At 35.1% G+C, this 17,855-nt stretch carries 17 protein-coding genes and 1 pseudogene; all 18 read left to right on the plus strand.

Annotation, left to right across the window (positions count from 1 at the left end):
- Window positions 1–68: 68 nt before the first annotated feature.
- The 18 genes and pseudogenes from BM097_RS13460 to BM097_RS13540 all read left to right on the plus strand — a co-directional run bounded on the left by BM097_RS13460 (window position 69) and on the right by BM097_RS13540 (window position 17,713).
- Window positions 69–467: a DUF3795 domain-containing protein gene (locus tag BM097_RS13460; protein WP_090551201.1), complete on the plus strand. Its 399-nt coding sequence runs from the start codon at window positions 69–71 to the stop codon at window positions 465–467.
- 847 nt (window positions 468–1,314) lie between these two features.
- Entirely contained in the window at window positions 1,315–1,491 is a 177-nt protein-coding gene (locus BM097_RS13470) for a hypothetical protein (RefSeq protein ID WP_090551207.1), read from the plus strand.
- Window positions 1,491–1,727: pseudogene (locus BM097_RS16735) on the plus strand (VirD4-like conjugal transfer protein, CD1115 family); the annotation flags it as partial. The gene BM097_RS13470 and the pseudogene BM097_RS16735, both read left to right, overlap by 1 nt.
- Window positions 1,728–1,806: 79 nt before the next feature.
- Window positions 1,807–2,229: a hypothetical protein gene (locus tag BM097_RS13475; RefSeq protein WP_090551209.1), complete on the plus strand. Its 423-nt coding sequence runs from the start codon at window positions 1,807–1,809 to the stop codon at window positions 2,227–2,229.
- 4 nt (window positions 2,230–2,233) lie between these two features.
- Window positions 2,234–2,815, plus strand: coding sequence for a hypothetical protein (locus BM097_RS13480; RefSeq protein ID WP_090551212.1), 582 nt, complete (start codon window positions 2,234–2,236; stop codon window positions 2,813–2,815).
- Window positions 2,816–2,982: 167 nt separating this feature from the next.
- Window positions 2,983–3,117: a hypothetical protein gene (locus BM097_RS16835; RefSeq protein WP_255406675.1), complete on the plus strand. Its 135-nt coding sequence runs from the start codon at window positions 2,983–2,985 to the stop codon at window positions 3,115–3,117.
- Window positions 3,118–3,408: 291 nt separating this feature from the next.
- The gene (locus BM097_RS13485) at window positions 3,409–3,723 is read left to right on the plus strand and encodes a hypothetical protein (RefSeq protein ID WP_090551215.1); all 315 of its coding nucleotides are present in this window, start codon (window positions 3,409–3,411) and stop codon (window positions 3,721–3,723) included.
- Window positions 3,724–3,737: 14 nt separating this feature from the next.
- Window positions 3,738–4,094, plus strand: coding sequence for an HIRAN domain-containing protein (locus tag BM097_RS13490; protein ID WP_090551218.1), 357 nt, complete (start codon window positions 3,738–3,740; stop codon window positions 4,092–4,094).
- Between the two features lie 197 nt (window positions 4,095–4,291).
- Entirely contained in the window at window positions 4,292–4,492 is a 201-nt protein-coding gene (locus BM097_RS13495) for a helix-turn-helix domain-containing protein (RefSeq protein WP_090551220.1), read from the plus strand.
- A 77-nt stretch (window positions 4,493–4,569) separates the two neighbouring features.
- The gene (locus BM097_RS13500) at window positions 4,570–6,300 is read left to right on the plus strand and encodes a type I restriction-modification system subunit M (RefSeq protein WP_090551225.1); all 1,731 of its coding nucleotides are present in this window, start codon (window positions 4,570–4,572) and stop codon (window positions 6,298–6,300) included.
- A gap of 3 nt (window positions 6,301–6,303) precedes the next feature.
- Complete coding sequence (locus BM097_RS13505; protein WP_090551231.1) at window positions 6,304–7,431, plus strand: restriction endonuclease subunit S; 1,128 nt, start codon at window positions 6,304–6,306, stop codon at window positions 7,429–7,431.
- A 19-nt stretch (window positions 7,432–7,450) separates the two neighbouring features.
- Complete coding sequence (locus BM097_RS13510) at window positions 7,451–10,678, plus strand: type I restriction endonuclease subunit R (RefSeq protein ID WP_090551235.1); 3,228 nt, start codon at window positions 7,451–7,453, stop codon at window positions 10,676–10,678.
- Between the two features lie 21 nt (window positions 10,679–10,699).
- A complete protein-coding gene (locus BM097_RS13515) occupies window positions 10,700–12,556 on the plus strand; it encodes a P-loop NTPase fold protein (RefSeq protein WP_090551237.1) in 1,857 nt (618 codons plus the stop codon).
- A gap of 27 nt (window positions 12,557–12,583) precedes the next feature.
- Window positions 12,584–13,888, plus strand: a complete 1,305-nt coding sequence (locus BM097_RS13520; RefSeq protein ID WP_177197472.1) for an RES domain-containing protein — start codon at window positions 12,584–12,586, stop codon at window positions 13,886–13,888.
- A 30-nt stretch (window positions 13,889–13,918) separates the two neighbouring features.
- Window positions 13,919–15,196: a DUF262 domain-containing protein gene (locus tag BM097_RS13525; protein WP_090551245.1), complete on the plus strand. Its 1,278-nt coding sequence runs from the start codon at window positions 13,919–13,921 to the stop codon at window positions 15,194–15,196.
- Window positions 15,197–15,200: 4 nt separating this feature from the next.
- Entirely contained in the window at window positions 15,201–16,076 is an 876-nt protein-coding gene (locus tag BM097_RS13530; protein ID WP_090551248.1) for a hypothetical protein, read from the plus strand.
- A gap of 113 nt (window positions 16,077–16,189) precedes the next feature.
- Complete coding sequence (locus BM097_RS13535; protein ID WP_177197473.1) at window positions 16,190–17,113, plus strand: DUF4268 domain-containing protein; 924 nt, start codon at window positions 16,190–16,192, stop codon at window positions 17,111–17,113.
- A gap of 84 nt (window positions 17,114–17,197) precedes the next feature.
- Window positions 17,198–17,713 carry a PDDEXK-like family protein gene (locus BM097_RS13540; protein WP_090551255.1) on the plus strand — a complete coding sequence of 172 codons (516 nt, stop codon included), beginning with the start codon at window positions 17,198–17,200 and terminating at the stop codon, window positions 17,711–17,713.
- Window positions 17,714–17,855: the final 142 nt, after the last annotated feature.

A 17,855-nucleotide genomic window follows, 5' to 3' on the forward strand; every position in this document is an offset into this window, starting at 1 on the left:
GAATTTTTTAGAACATGAAGTATACTAAGTAAGGATACTATAACTTCAAGTTTGTGAGGGGAGTTAAATTGGAGAAGATAATAGCTGCTTGTGGAAATGATTGCATGGCTTGCCCAAGGTATGTGGCGCACCCATGTGAAAAGACTGATGAACAGTTGCGCCATACGGCAGAGCTGTGGATGAAGATTGGGTATCGGGACCATATTGTGACCAATGAAGAGATATCCTGCAGGGGCTGTAAGCCTGAAAACTGGTGCAGATATCAGGTGGTGAAATGTTGCCAGGACAGAGGCATCACAACATGTGCCGACTGTCAGGAATATCCATGCGACAACATGAAGGAATGCTTTCAGGTTACCAAATCATTTGAGCCTAAGTGTAGGGAGGTCTGCACTGAGGAGGAATATCTGCAGTTGAAGAGGGCGTTTTTTGAGAAGGAAGAGAATTTGGGGAGATTACTTAGGTGATATGGCTTATTACGTGAAAATGGTGAGAATATGAATTTGTGATGTAATGTCTTCAGACAGTGTGGCGTAACTTGGCAACATATTTGAAATATGGTGAAATACACTTTAGTTAACAAAAGTAAACTAAAATAAGTAATAGAAAATCAGTCCAATTTCAGCGAAATATTACGGTAAGAAGTAACTATTCACAGCATATTGCCGTAGCATCACAAATCCCAAAGCCACAAAGCCCATTCGAGAGAAGCTACTTCCGAATGGAGGTACGATGATGAAGAACCAATTAAGAACGTGAGCGAGCAAATGAACATAGTGCACTTGAACGACAACTTAAAATACAGCAGACAAGAAAGCATAGTTATCTTGACAGGTAATTGTGCTTTTTTATAGTGCAGATGTGCATTTTACACATATTAAGTTTGCATTAAATCGGCTCTTTGCTAATTGTTTTGGGTCTGGTATGATGCTATTATTAATGTGAGGAGAAATGAAAAGGCAATGGATAATATGGAGGCTGGTGGCAAGACTCAGGAAAATAAGCAAATCAATAAGATTGTCGATGAAAAGGACGTGATATTGTGTGTGAATCAGTAAGAAAATATGCAGAAGAAGAAGCTAGAAAGAGTTCTGAAGCCACTAGGATTGATACGCTTGTCAGTGATATTCGAAAAATGATGAAGAATATGAAATGTTCATTGGAAGATGCCATGAACACACTTGAAATAACTGGGAATGAGCGTACCATTATATCAAATAGGCTACAGAAATAATTTTTATAGTGTGACGTGTATTCTAGCAGTAGATTAGGAATAGTCTGCTGCTTTTTTCGTGTTCGGAAAAGGAGGACTTTATGGAAAACAACAATAGAATACAGAATGTAGAAAAGCCAGCACAGGAAAAATGTGCTGGCTTTTCTAAAAAGATAGGAAATAATACTTTTGAGGTTTCATGCTTTTACGCTGACAAAGCGCGGGAATCTTTGAATACAAAAATGAAGAGGTTAATTTGCCACGAAGCGGCAAGTTGAAGAGTGGTAAGGACCTCATGACCGTGGATGAAATCGCAGTCATGGATGGCGACAAGTGCATCCTGCAGCTTCGAGGTGTACGTCCATTTTTGTCGGACAAATATGATGTCACCTAGCATCCACTTTATAAGGAGACTGGCAAATATGATGAGAGGAATAAGTTGGATATACAACGGTTTCTGCATCAGGGGATTAAGGTGAAAAGTGGAGAGATGTTTGATGTGGTGAGGGTTTAGATGAATTTAGGCACCTCTTCTATAATAAATGAATTATAATAGAAGAGGTGCTTATTACTTAACAAGGGAGGTTATCATTTTGACTAGAGAAGATGTAGCGAATATTTTCAGGAAAGGTGCCGATATGGCTAGAGAAGGATTGGCTAACGCAATAATGGAAAGGGAGGATGAGGCATATTACGAAGCATTAGAGATAGGTATTTCAAATACGATTGCAGCTCTTCATGATGCCAACGTTAAGGATGAAGAAATAATAAGGGTAATGAATAAGTATTGGGGAATTGCAGCGCCAGAAGTCGAAAAGAGATTATTAAGGGAAAAGGGCGATTCTGTGGTGAATGCATTACGTTACCATTTAAAAATGCAAGGATATAACGATGGAGATATTCAGCATTTTATGATACATAACAAAGTAGGAAAGAAAATTCGGAATAACCCTGAATTGTGGAAACTAAAAAACTCACCTGAAAAACTTAAAAAATCAGTCATAGAAGAGGAATAGAATAGTGGATAATTATGAAAAACTTGTAAGAGACACGAGTAATACGTGCTTGATTTGGAAGTGCTCGCGTGGATTCGCACCCGATAAGGCTGCAGATTTGTTAGATGAAGCTCAGTTAAAATGGATTAAAGAGTTGACATGTACTTTGAAGATTTGGCTGGATAAGGGTGTGTTTATGACTGATGGTGAGTTGATTTTGGCTAGAGCGAATCTGGGCTCAATTGTCGAGTCATGGATTAGATTATTTTTATCAATCTATGTTGAAGATTATGATAATAACCCATATCTTAATAATAAAGGGAAAAAGGTTCCATTAAAGGATATGAGATTTGTTGATTTACAAAACTATTTTTGCGATGTGGTTTATGGTTCTGATAAGTATAAAAGCTGGTTGGAATCTGTTAGAAAAAAAAGAAATGCAATCAATTCATTTAAAGATACGGACATTGGTACTCCTGCAGATTTTCTTGATGATATAGAGCAATTATATTCTTTTGCGGATACTATTGTGAATCGATTACCACCTATAGAAGATTATGTAGAGTATTATCCTGAAGGATACGAACATGTTTCGTTTTGGGAATAACATTTTAAACAGACCAATACTGCTGGAGATTCACTGGTGACGCCCAGACAGTACTGGTCTATTATTATGCCCATTTTAGCGCAAGGAATGGACATGAGCGTAACTATCAATTCATTTTCAAGAAAGGAAAATTCGGGAGAAGCTACTTCCGAATGAAGGTATGAACTATGAAAAAGATACACACCGATGATTATGACGATGTGCTGAAGCGAGTAGCTGAGATCGTAGCTAAGACAGATTACAGAATAGAAATCTGGGATAGCAAAGCGTATAAGCATCGAAATAAGGATGCGTGCAGGTAATGTTAGGGCCGGTCTCACTGAGGTGGGGCCGTCCCTGTTTTTTATTGCTACTAGCGTTTACTTTTGCACAAAATACCCCGGAAGCCTTGAAAACACAGGGTTTGTGATGCTGTCCCTATTTTGGGACAACTAAGTTGCTATTATTTAATCATAGAAAGAAAGCAACCAACTTATTCAGGAGGTAAAAGCCATGTTAGTTGTGTTATGTATATTGATTTTCCCATTTGCAGTGTTGTCAGAACTTATGAAAATGAACAATGGCGGTGGTCGTCGTGGAAGGAGGAGATGGTAATGATTACATATGAGGAAGCTTTGGAGATTGGAAAACGTAGGAAGCCTAATGCTGATACGTGCGTTGAATACGAGACAGCATACATGTTTACGGCTGAGGAGGATGCAAACTACAAAGGGGGCTATGGGCACTGTGCAATAGTTGTTTCTAAAGAAGATGGGTCGTTTCTTGAGTTTACTAAATTTTTGATGAAGGGTGAAGAGGAAATCAAAGAAACACGTCTAAGAGAAGAACTAACGTATGTAGAACCGGCAGATTACTTTCCTAAAGAAATCCGGGAAAAGTATTTTGGAAAAGATGATGAGATAGAGTAAAGGAGGTATTCATCATGGCAAAGCAGTATTTCACATTAACTGGATGCAATCATTATTTTGGAAATGACTTCATGAAGAAGGGAATGAAAGTAAAGCTTAAGAAGGAGCCTAAGAATGAGTATGACGCTGAAGCAATCATGGTCAAAATGAAGGGAATTGGTAAAGTCGGCTATGTAGCTAACAGCGCATATACAGTTCAAGGTGACACGATGAGTGCGGGAAGACTTTATGACAAGATTGGTAAGAAGGCTAAAGCTAAGATTGTTTATGTGATTCCTGGAGGTGCTATTTGCAAAATAATAGAAGAGACTCGTGAGGCTTGCGGTGGAATCCCTTCGCCTGAGATTGATGAAGATGTAGATGAAATTTAATTTGGAACAAAGTATGAGGAGGAAGAGTAAAAGTGTTTTTTCATGCAGATGGTGGCAACATCATCTGCATGATTCTGCTACAAAAAATTCGCCTGTTCACACGAATTTCTTGGCTATTTTGAGAGAGGATATGATATACTGTTAAATAGTGTATTTATTGTATTTTGGCACTGTTTTGACAGTGAGAAGGAATGACTATGGCAGTATCATATCAGAAACTATTTAATTTAATGCGTGATAAGAAAATGAAACGCAAAGATTTAATTGAACGAGCTGGTATTAGTTATGCAACAATCGCAAAATTAGAGAAAGGCGACAATGTTCAAATGGAGGTTCTGGAAAAAATCTGCAGGGAGTTCAAATGCCAGTTGAGTGATATTGCGGAGATTGATTTTTAAACAGTCCCATTTTATGGATACTTAAAAGATTAAAATGGTAGTTGTTAAAGAATAAATAAAAAAATAGAGGATAGATTATGACTGATCAGGAATTAAAGAAATTAAAAGATGACTTGTGGCATTCAGCAGATGTACTTCGTTCCGGAGCACATTTAGCTGCAAATAAATATGGACAACCAATTTTGGGGCTCATCTTCTTACGATATGCAGACATTCTTTTTAAACAGCATAAAGAAGAAATAATGTCAGAATATGAAGACCATAAAGGTGGAAGAGCAGAAAAAACAATTAAAGAAATTTCAATTGAAAAATGTGGTTTTTATTTACCTGAATGTGCATATTATGACTTTATAAATGATGCCCCTGATGATGCAAATAAGGCAACTCTTGTGAAAGAGGCAATGCAGGCGATTGAAGATGAAAATCCATTTATGGAAGGTGTACTACCTAAAGAGGTATACGCACAGCTTGTTCCTAAAGAGGAACCTGAATTGTTATCGCGTATAGTAAGGGTGTTCAAGGATATTCCAGAGAATTCTACAATTGATATTTTTGGTCAGATTTACGAATACTTCTTAGGCAATTTTGCATTGGCTGAAGGTAAAGATGGTGGAGCTTTCTATACTCCAGCATCAGTTGTTCAGTACATGGTAGAAGTAATAAATCCAGAGACAGGAGATAAGAAATTTTTAGATCCAGCATGTGGTTCTGGTGGTATGTTTGTTCAAGCTGCAAGATATATGCATAACCATAATGCAACTTCAGATGATTTGATGAGATTCAGATGCTATGGAGTTGAAAAAGAGCCAGATACTGTAAAACTTGCAAAAATGAATTTGCTTTTAAATAACGTTAGAGGCGAAATTACCGAGGCAAATTCATTCTATTCAGATCCATATAATGCTGTAGGGCAATTTGATTATGTTATGGCTAATCCTCCGTTTAATGTTGACGAAGTTGTTGTAGAAAAGGTATTAGGGGACGAGAGGTTTAATACATACGGCATACCAAGAAATAAAACAAAATCAACAAAGAAAAACTCTGACAACAAAGAAACTGTGCCTAATGCTAATTACTTATGGATAGGATATTTTGCAACTGCGCTTAATGATGATGGGCGTGCAGGCTTAGTTATGGCAAATTCAGCATCTGATGCAGGTGGGTCAGAATATGAAATCAGAAAAAAAATGATATCGGATGGAATCATAAGTCAAATGGTCACTTTACCTTCAAATATGTTTTCATCAGTTACATTACCTGCAACATTGTGGTTTTTTGATAAGTCAAGAAAGAAAAAAGATGAAATTTTATTTATTGATGCAAGAAGTGTTTTTACACAAATAGATAGAGCTCATAGGAAGTTTAGTGAAGAACAGATAAAGAATCTCGGAATTATTACAAAATTATATAATGGCGATGCAGAAGCGTATACTGTTCTTGTAAATGAATACAAGTCAGAATATGAAAATGCTCCAGAGACATCAGATGATGTGGAAATCAAGACTAAAGATTATTGGCAAGCACAGATAAATTGGTTAACTGAAAGATTTCCGGATGGTGTGTATACAGATGTTATAGGCCTTTGCAAGGTGGCGAAGCTGGACGGCGAAGATGGAATTATTGATCAAGATTATTCGCTTAACGCTGGCAGATATGTCGGTGTAGTTATTGAAGATGATGGCATGACAGAGGAAGAGTATAAGGAAACTATGCTTGGGCTTAATGCAGAATTATCAAATCTTAATAACGAGGCGTCAAAACTTGAGAATAAGATTTCAGCTTGCATTATAGGATTGTTTGGAGAGTAAGGTATGGAATATAGTAGACTATCTGAAATATATGATTTTCAATACGGAAAAGGTAATAATAATCCAGACAATGGAGGAATATATCCAGTATATGGTAGCAATGGTATTATAGGGGGATATGATAAGTACAATAATGAAGATGCTCCTGTGATAGGACATATTGGTGCGAATGCAGGAAGTGTTGTGTGGGCAAATGGTAAGCATTTTGTGACGTACAATGGGGTTATGTGTAATATAAAGAATAATGTTAATAAGCATTATGGTTATTATGCGTTATTGAATGCTAATTTAAAAAGTCTAGCTGATGGAAGTGCACAACCATTTGTGTCATATAGTCAATTAAACAGAGTATTAGTTTATTTACCCGAACGAGATACTCAAGATAGAATAGCAGATATATTAAAAACAATAGATGACTTAATTGATAACAATGCTAGCCGTATTAGATTATTGGAACAAATGTCAGACAATTTGTATAAAGAGTGGTTTGTGCGATTTAGATTCCCGGGTTATAAAGATGTGGAATTTGAAAATGGTATTCCAAAAGGATGGGAAATAAAAAAAATAGTTGAAATTGGAGAGGTTGTTGGAGGTGGAACCCCCTCGACAAAAGAATCTGATTATTGGAATGGAAATATTCCTTGGTTGACTCCAGCGGATTTAGCAAGCTTTAACGGGGTATATATTTCTTCAGGAGAAAAAAGTATAACAGAACTAGGATTAGAAAAATCAAGCGCAAAAATAATGCCAAAAAATACTGTGTTGTTGTCTTCGAGAGCACCTATTGGATATGTTGCATTAGCTAGAAATGAGATGTGTACAAACCAGGGGTTTAAAAGTGTGGTTTGTGATGAAACTAAGATAATGCATCAGTACCTGTTTTATTTTTTTAAAATGAACAAGTCCTTACTGGAAGGCTACGGTTCGGGTGCAACATTTTTGGAATTATCTGGAAGCTCACTTAAGCGGATAAAACTGCTTATTCCACCTATGGAAATACAAAAAAAATTTTCTTTGATGGTAGATAACTGCTTTGAACAAATATATAAATTATCGCTGTTAAATAGTAATCTCACAAAACAAAGAGACTTATTGTTGCCTCGTCTTATGAGTGGAAAATTGGAAGTATAAAAGTATTGGAGGTATGATTATGCGTAATTTCATATCTGAAGATGATATCGAACAGGCAATTTTGGCAAAGTTAAAAGCGGCGCCTTTTCATTACGATATTGTAATCTGTGATTCAGATCCATCAAAACGAGATGATTTGAATGACGGTACTTTTCGTGCGTCAAAAAAACAATGCGTATTGCCTTTAGTTATTGAGAAATCATTACAGAGAATTAACCCAAATGTCGAATTATCATATCTCCAAAGAATAGCTAAAGATTTATCTAGAGATTTTACAGGAACAGACATGGTGCAAACTAATTATCGTTTGTACCAGCAGATTAGAAATGGAATCAAAATCGATGTAGTCAAAAACGGGAAGACAGATTTTGAAATAGTAAAGTTAATTGATTTTGATCATCCTGAGAATAATACATTTACGGCTGTTTCGCAGATGTGGATACAAGGCAAGGTTTATTATAGAAGACCAGATATCATTGTATTTGTAAATGGTTTACCATTGGTATTCATTGAGCTTAAAAACAGCATTATCAAGGTAGAGGAAGCTTATACAAAGAATCTCAAAGACTATTTGAGAGATATTCCAAATTTGTTTGCATTTAATCAGATATGCGTTTTGTCTAACGGATTGGAGACAAGATTAGGAGCATTTAATGCTACATATAATCATTTCTTTGAATGGCTAAAGGTTAATTCTGAAAAGGATGAATTACATAGAGAAGAACTTGCTAATGCTAACTCATTTAGTGAGAGTTCAGCACGTCTTTTTGTAGATGGTTTACTGGATAAAAATAGGTTGATTGATTACATTGAGAACTTTATTCTTTTCCAGAATCAGTCAATTAAGATTATTGCCAAGAATCATCAGTATCATGGTGTAAACAATCTTATGGAAGCCGTATACAATCGTAAGGAATTGCAAGGTAAGTTGGGTGTGTTTTGGCATACACAAGGCTCTGGAAAATCATATTCTATGGTTATGTTTGCTCGTAAGGTAAAAAGAAAGGTACCAGGCAATTTTACTTTCTTAATTATTACAGATCGAACAGATCTTGACTCGCAGATTCATAAAAACTTTGTTAGAACAGAAACTCTTGGCGATAAGGAAGAATGTCAACCTAAGGATAGCAAGCAGTTGAGGGAATATCTGAAATCTAACAAGCCGTTTATATTTACGCTCATACATAAATTTAAGTATGAAAAGGGTAAGGAGTATCCCGTATTAACGACACGTGATGATATCTTTGTGCTTGTAGATGAAGCACATCGTTCTCAGTATAAAGATTTAGCGGAGAATATGCGTAGAGCAATTCCGAATGCCAATTATGTCGCTTTTACTGGAACGCCGCTTTTGGGTTCAAAGCGATTAACAAATCAGTGGTTTGGTGATTATGTATCTGAGTACAACTTTGCACAATCTGTAGAAGATGGTTCTACTGTACCATTATTCTATTCTAGACGTGTACCTGAAGTGGGATTACAGAATGATTTCCTTGATGATGATGTAGTAGATATTATTGAGGATGAGAATCTTAACGAGGATGAAGTGCGTTTACTTGAAAATTCTTCATCTAGAATTCTTGAAGTTATTAAACGTGAAGATAGATTAGATAAGATTGCAAAGGATATTGCACATCATTTTCCTCGTCGAGGGTTTCTTGGAAAGGGCATGGTTGTTTCAGTTGATAAATATACAGCCGTAAAAATGTACGACTTAGTTCAACATTATTGGGGCATAGAGAAAACTGAAATAATGAAGGAAAGAAACACGGCTCCTTCCAAAGAAGAAAGAGAAAGATTATCTGCTATTCTTGATTATATGAATAAGGTTGAGATGGCAGTTGTTGTATCTGAAGAAGCAGATGAAGTTGAAAAGTTTAAGAAGTATAAATTAGATATTACTAAGCACAGAGCAAAAATGAATGAGATAACTGCTGAAGGCAAAGATTTGGAAGATAGATTCAAAGACCCTAATGATAACCTCCAACTTGTTTTCGTGTGCGCAATGTGGCTTACAGGATTTGATGTTCCAAATATGTCAACATTGTACCTTGATAAACCTATGAAGGGACATACTCTTATGCAGGCCATTGCAAGAGCGAACAGAGTATATCCGGGTAAGAGCTGTGGTATTATCGTTGATTACGTTAATGTATTCAAATACATGAAGAAAGCGCTTTCAGAGTATGCCACTGGCGATAATGGAGAAGACTTCCCAGCGAAGGATATTGACCAGTTAGTGGAATACATTGAAAGCACCATTGATCAGTCAGATCAGTTTTTGCAAAGAGTGGGTATCTATTTATCAAAGATTATTGAGATGACGGATATCTTTGATAAGCTTGATGAATTCAGAAATGCCTATAACACTGTTATTGCAGTGGATGATAATAAGGAACAGTTTAAGGTGCAATTAAATGTTCTTATGAATTTATACGATGCCTCTAAGCCAGAGATTTTTGAAAGACATTGGAGTAATGACAAGTTTCCACCTTTAGCGTATTTGTATGGATTATTTAATCATACAATAGATGATGAAAAGGTTAATAGAGCCCGAGTTAGAATGTCACAATTATTGGATACTAGTGTAACATCTAATCCAGCCGAAGATAATTCTAATGGACAGTGGGCAATACATGGAACAAAAGTAATTGATTTATCAAAGATTGATGTTGATGAATTGCGCAAAGAATTAAAGACTGCTCAGTATAAGGCAATTGAAATTGATGATTTAAAGGACTTTATTGACCAAGCACTGCAGCGAATGATGAAGCAGAATTGTACCAGAGATTCATTTGCTCAGCGCTACAAAAATATCATTGATAGATATAATGCTGGCGGTTCAGAGAATGAAGATTACTACGAGCAGTTACTTGAGCTGATTGAGCAGCTTAAAGGTGAAGAAAAGAGAGCAGAAGTAGAAGGCTTAACTGAAGAAGAACTGGAAATGTATGATCTTCTTATAGCTGGAAAGAAACTTAGTCAAGCTGAAGAACAGAAAGTTAAATTGGCAGCAAAAAATTTATTTAAGAAGCTATCTGAGAATCGAGATAGCTTACTTGTCGTTGATTGGTACAAAGACGATATGCCAAGAGAAAAAGTAAAGAATGCAATCCAAACATCTTTGGATGCTGACTTACCTGAGAGCTATGACAAGGAATCTTTCCAGTCAAAGATAACATTGCTATTGAATCACTTTATCGATATGGCGATTCAGGGATATGGTTGGATATCACATGCTGCATAGCTTTTATTAGGGGGATTAATTGTGATTTCAGAGAATTCTTTGAATGGATATGTAAAACATTATATAGAAAAAGATTATACGAAAACAGCAATAATGATTACCGGTGAATGGGGATGCGGAAAAAGCTATTATATTGAAAAAGTTCTCACGCCATTTTTGACGGAACAAGGGCATGAAGTTTTAGTTGTTTCTTTGTATGGCATCGAAGATTTATTTGCGCTTAGCAGAAGTATATATATGGAAGCTCGTTTTTCAAAGCTTAAGGCGACATTTGAAAAGCGTAAAATTCATTTATTTAAAAATTCCGCGGAAAAAGTAAATGCAGGAAAAATCGTTGCCAGTAATGTTGCTAAAAACGTTGCTAAAAATGTTTTTAATTTCGATATAGATGTTTCGGATAAAGCATTAAAAGGGCTATATAGTTCAGTTAATCTTAGCGGTAAACTTCTTGTTTTAGAAGATTTGGAACGCTCTAATATAGATATTTTAAAAGTTTTAGGTTTTGTTAATAATCTTGTAGAACAAGACCAAGTTAAGGTTTTGCTTGTTGCCAATGAATCTGAATTATTAAATATTAAGACACCTTCTCCTGTTGATATAGACGCTATCGTTGAAGCAATGTTCCAAGAGCAAAAAGAGAAAAAGGAACAACAATCAGAAAAAATGATAGATGAGTCTGTGGTGAAATATATCGAGGCTAAAGAGAAGACAATAGGAGATACTGTTCAGTTTCAACTTTCGCAAGAGGTAGCAATTAGCTCAATTGTAGAACTATTTAATAATTCTATTTTGACAGAGATTTTTAATGATGGTTTACAAGATTACATTAAAAGTATAGTGCAATCAATTTGTAAGCGTAACTTACGTATTTTTATTTTTGGTACTCAAAAAGCAGTGGATGTATTTGAAAGAATACCATATGATAAAGGTCAAAAAGATTTTTACAAATGTATTTGGATTTCCGCTATTTATTTTTCTGTAAGAATAAGAACGACAAGTGATAGTAAATGGTCTGATGAAAATATTCTTTCCACTAAATTGGGGTGTAATGATTATCCGCTTCCAAGGTTTTTGTATGATTACATTTTAAATCAAACCTTTGAACCTGAAAGTGTTAAAGAGGCTATGGATACATATAGGAATTATCGCTTGTATGAAAATGCTCATAATAATATATCAGATAAGGACTATAATACTCTTTGTGAATACTATTTGCATGAAGATGTAGAAGTTCGGACTGCTTTAGATAATATCGCTAAAAAGCTTCAGAATGTAGAGGTTTTTCCGATTACAATATATGGTAAGCTTGCATATTATGCCATAGTAGCAGGAAATATTGTTAAGCATGATATTTCTGACCTTGAAAAGGCTATGAAGGCCAACATGGAGTCTTTTGCAAAGGATATTGAAAATATTGATGATGTTTTTTTACGACATTATGAGATACATGATACAGATGTTTTAAAACAGTATTTGTCATTAGTTGATGGATTAAAAGAAAGTTTTTATGGTGCAAAAAAGGTAGATTCATTTTCATACAAACCAGAAGATATTGATTTTATGCATGATGACGCATATAAAAACAAAAACAAATACGTAACCAACCATAGATTTATTAGTAATTACAAGATAGAGAAGATAGCGGGAATGTTATTATCTTCGTCAGCTGAACAAATACATAATTTTAGAGGAGCACTATTATGTATATATAGAGATGTCTGGATTAGTAGTTTTGATGAAGTTGATATTTCAGCTTTAAAATTATTAAAAAAATTAGTCAAAGATGGATTATGTAATGCTGAAAGAATCGATAATATAAAAAAGAAGCAGCTTGGATGGCTGTGTGAAGATATAGACGAGATTCTTTCTGAAAAATAGCTAAACAATTAAATGGGGGAATATATAATGACATCAGCGGAATCATATATGAATGTTTCAGAAGTATTAGGACAGTTTTCTGAATCAACAAAAAAAACTTTTGCTCAAATAAATACGGATGGTATGACCTCGGCACTTAAAATTGCTGCAGAACAATTAAGACCATTGGAAAATATAAGTGGACAATTGAATAGTGCCCTCAGAGTTGCCCAGGTACAAATGAGTGTTCAGCCTGTAGTTTCTCAAATGATAGGTCAGAAATATATTGATGCCAACGTTTTTAGCAATGGTTCATTTGCACTACAGTTGGCAGACATTCAGTCACAATTAGCAGTCTTAGCAAGTTTGCCAACAGCAACACCGATGCTAAAAGAAGTTCAGATTGGCTTTGCAAATTCTAATATTTCAGCCTGTGTTGGTGCTTTGCAAAATTCGTTAAATGGCATTTCAATGGAAATGCCAGATTTCTCTTTTTTTAGAACATCGGAATTAATAAAGAGTTTGGGACATGATTTATCTTTGCCAACGGGATTTGCGTCCGCGTTAGCTGGATTAAATAAGTCAAGTGCGGAACGATTAGCATATAACGATAATATTATTTATAGAAATGATATAAGACGATTTGTTAGTGTCACTAATACAGATGATAATGCGACATCATCAGAATTGAATGTAATTTGTAGAGCAGAGGATTTTCTAGATGTTACTGAATATGAAGAAAAATTTACCGAAAATGAATTAATGAATTTCATGTCTTACTTGGATGAACATCCAATGATGGCTATGAAGAGTGAGATTGGTGAAAGAATTTTTAGTTTAATCAATGAGTTCCCCTATGTAATTAATTTTGATAGAGATTGCTATTATCATTGTAGAGCAAGATTAAAAGATGAAGCTCCTTATGTATGGGAACAGATGAGAAGAGCCCCATATGGTGTCACTTATCCGGGACGTTACAATCATTCTGGACAATCATATTTTTACTTTTCTGATAAAGTTGAAGGTGCACAAAATGAGATACGAAAGCATATGACCAAAGATGATGAAGAACAGAAAGTTTTACAAACAGTTGAAGTTGGTGTTAACACTAACGTCCGATTAATTGATTTGTCCGAAAAAAATCGGAGAGGTTTAAATACATTTTTCAAATATATACGTTTCCCATTGAAAAACGATTCGGGGAAACGACCTAGAGAATACCTGATTCCTTCGTTTGTTGCGGAATGCTGCAGGATGGTTGGGATAAATGGCATCAAGTATTATGGTGGAAAAGACTATTCAAATTATGTTACTTGGGAAGATGGGTATTATGAATTTAGGCGAAATATTTAAGGATTATATCTGATAGTGAGGAGATTAGAGATGACATTTTATATTGGATTAACTGACAACATTGTTAGTGAAATTGATATTGCTGAAATGAATGATTATTCATTAAAAATAGATGCGCTAAACCCGGAAGAATTAATATCAAAGCTTGATAAATACGAGATGTCTGATGAGTTATATGCGAGAATAGATGAATTTTTTAATAAAGACACAGGAGCAGAGTCTTTACTTTCATACAATATTAAGCATTGGGTTAGTAACCGTTCTTTTGGTGAGCTGATAGATATGTATGAAAATGGGGAAATACGTAAGCCAGAGATGCAGCGAGAGTTTGTATGGGATGCGCAAAAGAGTTCTAGATTAATTGAGTCTATTCTAATAGGATTGCCTATTCCACCATTATTCTTCTTGGAAGTCGGAAAAAATGAGTATGAAGTAATTGATGGATATCAGAGACTAGTAACGGTGACAAATTATGTAACTGGAAAGCCATGGGTTGATAATCCAAATACTATAAGAAAAGCAAAAGCGAAATTATCAGGTAATATTTCGGAGGATTTAAAGGGGAAATCTTTTGATGATTTGACGGCTGATCAGCAAAGAATAATAAAAAGAAGCACAATTCCACTTGTAGAATTTAGACAGATAAATCCTGAAAACTCGGATTCAAAATATATGATTTTTGAAAGATTAAATTCAGGTTCAGAAAAACTTAATTCAATGCAAATCAGAAAATCACTTGCATATGGTCCCTTTATAAAGTCTTTGTATGAGCAGGCAAACAAATGTGATGAGCTGAGAAAACTTTATTCTGTTGCAATGCAGAAAAAGGACGCTCACGTTGAGGCCCTTTTAAGAGTGTATGCTATGTCAGATATTTATTATAACAAGGAAAAGTGTGATAAGAACGGTCTCAATAATATTTTAAATTCTTTTTGTGAAGAACATAAGAAGGACGAAATAACACCGGATTTTGCAATTAAAGTTGATAGGGCAATCACAGAATTAAAGCAAATTTTTCCTGAAAAAAACCTGTTTAAGCGTGTGGTAATCGATACTACTGGTAAAGCATTATATACAGGTAATTTTAATGTCTGCATTTTAGAAGCTATGGTTGGTGTATATATAAGAAAACTGGATGCTCAGGAAACTGTGAATAAAGAAATGCTACGAGGACGATACGAAAAGAAGATGGATGAATTAGTAAAAAGGGCTATTGAAAATGCTGAGGAAAATCCATTCAGTACTAGTACAGGAACTAAAGAGGCTATTATAAGAAGATTTCAGATATGTGAGGAAATAATAGGATAGAATAATGCTTATATTTGAGTTTGATACAGATGATAGAATGGCGCAATTAGAAAAGAGCAAATCTTATGTTGAGCTTATAAATGATGGATTTTCGGATAAAAGAAGCGATTTTAGAAGCTTTGCATCTGATATAGAAATTGATTTTGATGCATTAGAAACATGTTGCAAATGTTTCGAACATAATCTATTAATTGATGCTTATACATATTCTGAACAGCTAATTAAGAATATGTATTATGAATTATTAGAAAAAGGTCGTTCGCAAAATTATTATATTGAAACATTTATAGGGAAAAAAATACCTCAAGGTAAATTCTCCCCAGATGTTAAATATGAGAATATCGAAAAGGGAATAAAAAGCGATTTAATGCCATCATTTAGATTTACGCTTACTGAGGGTCGTGATCAAATAAAAAGCTATAACGAACTGATTCAATCCAGACACACATATGCGCATAGGGGACAATTTATGTTTTCCAATGATTATCTAGATGTTATAGAAGCTGAAAAATATATTACAAAAGAGATCGAGATGATTGTGAGTAATTCGGTAGAATATAGGATTGAATATCAAAGGAGAACATTTGAATTAGTAAAAAGTGTAAATGTAATTTCGGGCAAGATTGCTAAATATAAAAGGAGCCCCCATCCTGATTTACGAGCCTTTATTCAGGAGTCAGTAAAAATACTGAGACGAGATGTGCGTGGGTATATTAAATCTTATGAGTATCATTTGAGAGAGATTTCTTTGTTGAATGATACATATAGATTTTTAGATGCTTTATCACATCAGGATTTGAGGAAATGGGAACAAACATGTGATTTGATTATACAATTGCAATCGGCTATGAAAAATGAATGCATCAGAAAAGATATTTGATTTTTGTCTATTTTTCAGTGATTTTGATAGTACGATTTGCTTTTTATATTTTATTTCATATCTAGCGCTGAAAATATAGCAGGAACTGCATTGGAGGGATTAATGTGGCAACGATGAAGTTGGGTAAGCTTAATGAAGTTGATATTAGAAAGCTTTGGAGCCACGAGCAATATGACTTCTCTGAATGGCTTTCAAAGTCTGAAAATCTTGAACAACTGAATGAAGTGATTGGACTTACATTAAGTGAAGTTGAGAAGGAAGTATACGTAGGAGCTTATAGATGCGATCTTGTAGGTGTCGATGAGACTACCGGCGACAAGGTTATTATTGAGAACCAGCTTGAGGCATCAAATCATGATCATCTTGGCAAGATCATCACATATGCATCAGGACTAGATGCAAAGGTTGTTGTCTGGATTGTTAAGGAAGCTCGTGAAGAGCATCGTAGTGCAATCGAATGGCTTAATAATAATACTTCTGATAAGCTTAATTTCTTTTTGATTGAGATTCATGCATACCAGATTGGAAATTCTTTATGTGCTCCAAAGTTTGAAATCGTAGAGAAACCTAACGGTTTCATCAAGAATGCAAAAGGTCAGTCAGGCTCTGGAGAGTATAACAAAGGACAAAGCGAGAAAATTGAATTTTGGACACGTTTTAACGAGATTCTAATAGAACGTGGAAAGCCATTTAATGTTAGAAAACCAACAACTGATCATTGGTATGATATAGCAATTGGAACCAGCGATGCGCATGTTTCACTTACAATTGTCAATAGAGAACATGTTGTAGGTGTCGAATTATATATTCCTGATAATAAGGAATTATTCGAAAAACTCTATCTGCAAAAAGAAGAGATAGATGAAAAGCTAGGACTTCATCCAGATTGGCAAAGATTAGATGGAAAGAAGGCGGCTAGAATTTTATATAGAATGCCTGGATTAGATTTTGAAGATCATTCAAACTACGAAAGTCTTATGAATGAAATGATAGATAAGGCAGCTTTGTTTGCTAAGGTATTTAAGAAGTATGTATAGGAGAATGATATAGCAATAGGTATTTCCAGATTAATAGGTAAAAATGTGATTATACGTTTATATTAAATAGAATAGGCGAAGATTATGAAGAAAAAAGTAAGTTCATGGCACATAGGAGTATCTGCAGAGGCCTTCGTCGTAGCTCAGTTTGCTCGATATGGCATAGATGTATCTGTTCAATATGGAGCAAATCAGCCAGAATATGATTTGATTGCAACTAGCGGAGATAAAATGCTTAAGATATCGGTTAAAGGGAGTCAGGATGGTGGCTGGGGCCTAACGCAAGGATATATTAAGAATGGAGATTATCATAAAGCCATTGATATGTGGTTAGCTGCTCATGGAAAAAAGACTGTGTTTTGTTTGGTTCAGTTTATAAATACTGAAGAAAATGAGATGCCACGAATATATCTTGCTAGACCATCTGAAATAGCAGATGAATTGCATAAAGCAAGGGCTGGCGCAGGCGAAACAGTGTTAAGAGAGTATCATGAGTGGACTTCTCGTTCTGCCGCAGCTGGAACGAAAGATGTAATTCCAGAAGAATGGCGATTAACAAAAGAAAGAGCGGAATATTTTATGGAGAAGTATGCTACCTAAGTTCTATCGTAACAAAAATGAGTTTGATCTAAAATAGCACAAACAGGCGCCCATTGCTACCGAGTAGTGGGATTCACGTCATTCCTTTACCGTTAGGTCTTAGCAGGTGGAGGAATGGCGTATTTTAATATATGGAGGTTTT

The sequence above is a fragment of the Pseudobutyrivibrio sp. OR37 genome (assembly GCF_900113655.1).
Lineage (GTDB): Bacteria > Bacillota > Clostridia > Lachnospirales > Lachnospiraceae > Pseudobutyrivibrio.

Bases quoted from the DNA above. Each gene is read 5' to 3' on its own strand.
- BM097_RS13510 (WP_090551235.1), top strand. From the start codon at position 7,451: ATGCGTAATTTCATATCTGAAGATGATATCGAACAGGCAATTTTGGCA.
- BM097_RS13540 (WP_090551255.1), top strand. From the start codon at position 17,198: ATGAAGAAAAAAGTAAGTTCATGGCACATAGGAGTATCTGCAGAGGCC.
- BM097_RS13520 (WP_177197472.1), top strand. From the start codon at position 12,584: ATGACATCAGCGGAATCATATATGAATGTTTCAGAAGTATTAGGACAG.
- BM097_RS13470 (WP_090551207.1), top strand. From the start codon at position 1,315: ATGGAAAACAACAATAGAATACAGAATGTAGAAAAGCCAGCACAGGAA.
- BM097_RS13535 (WP_177197473.1), top strand. From the start codon at position 16,190: ATGAAGTTGGGTAAGCTTAATGAAGTTGATATTAGAAAGCTTTGGAGC.
- BM097_RS13500 (WP_090551225.1), top strand. From the start codon at position 4,570: ATGACTGATCAGGAATTAAAGAAATTAAAAGATGACTTGTGGCATTCA.
- BM097_RS13530 (WP_090551248.1), top strand. From the start codon at position 15,201: ATGCTTATATTTGAGTTTGATACAGATGATAGAATGGCGCAATTAGAA.
- BM097_RS13490 (WP_090551218.1), top strand. From the start codon at position 3,738: ATGGCAAAGCAGTATTTCACATTAACTGGATGCAATCATTATTTTGGA.
- BM097_RS13485 (WP_090551215.1), top strand. From the start codon at position 3,409: ATGATTACATATGAGGAAGCTTTGGAGATTGGAAAACGTAGGAAGCCT.
- BM097_RS16835 (WP_255406675.1), top strand. From the start codon at position 2,983: ATGAAAAAGATACACACCGATGATTATGACGATGTGCTGAAGCGAGTA.
- BM097_RS13525 (WP_090551245.1), top strand. From the start codon at position 13,919: ATGACATTTTATATTGGATTAACTGACAACATTGTTAGTGAAATTGAT.
- BM097_RS13505 (WP_090551231.1), top strand. From the start codon at position 6,304: ATGGAATATAGTAGACTATCTGAAATATATGATTTTCAATACGGAAAA.
- BM097_RS13495 (WP_090551220.1), top strand. From the start codon at position 4,292: ATGGCAGTATCATATCAGAAACTATTTAATTTAATGCGTGATAAGAAA.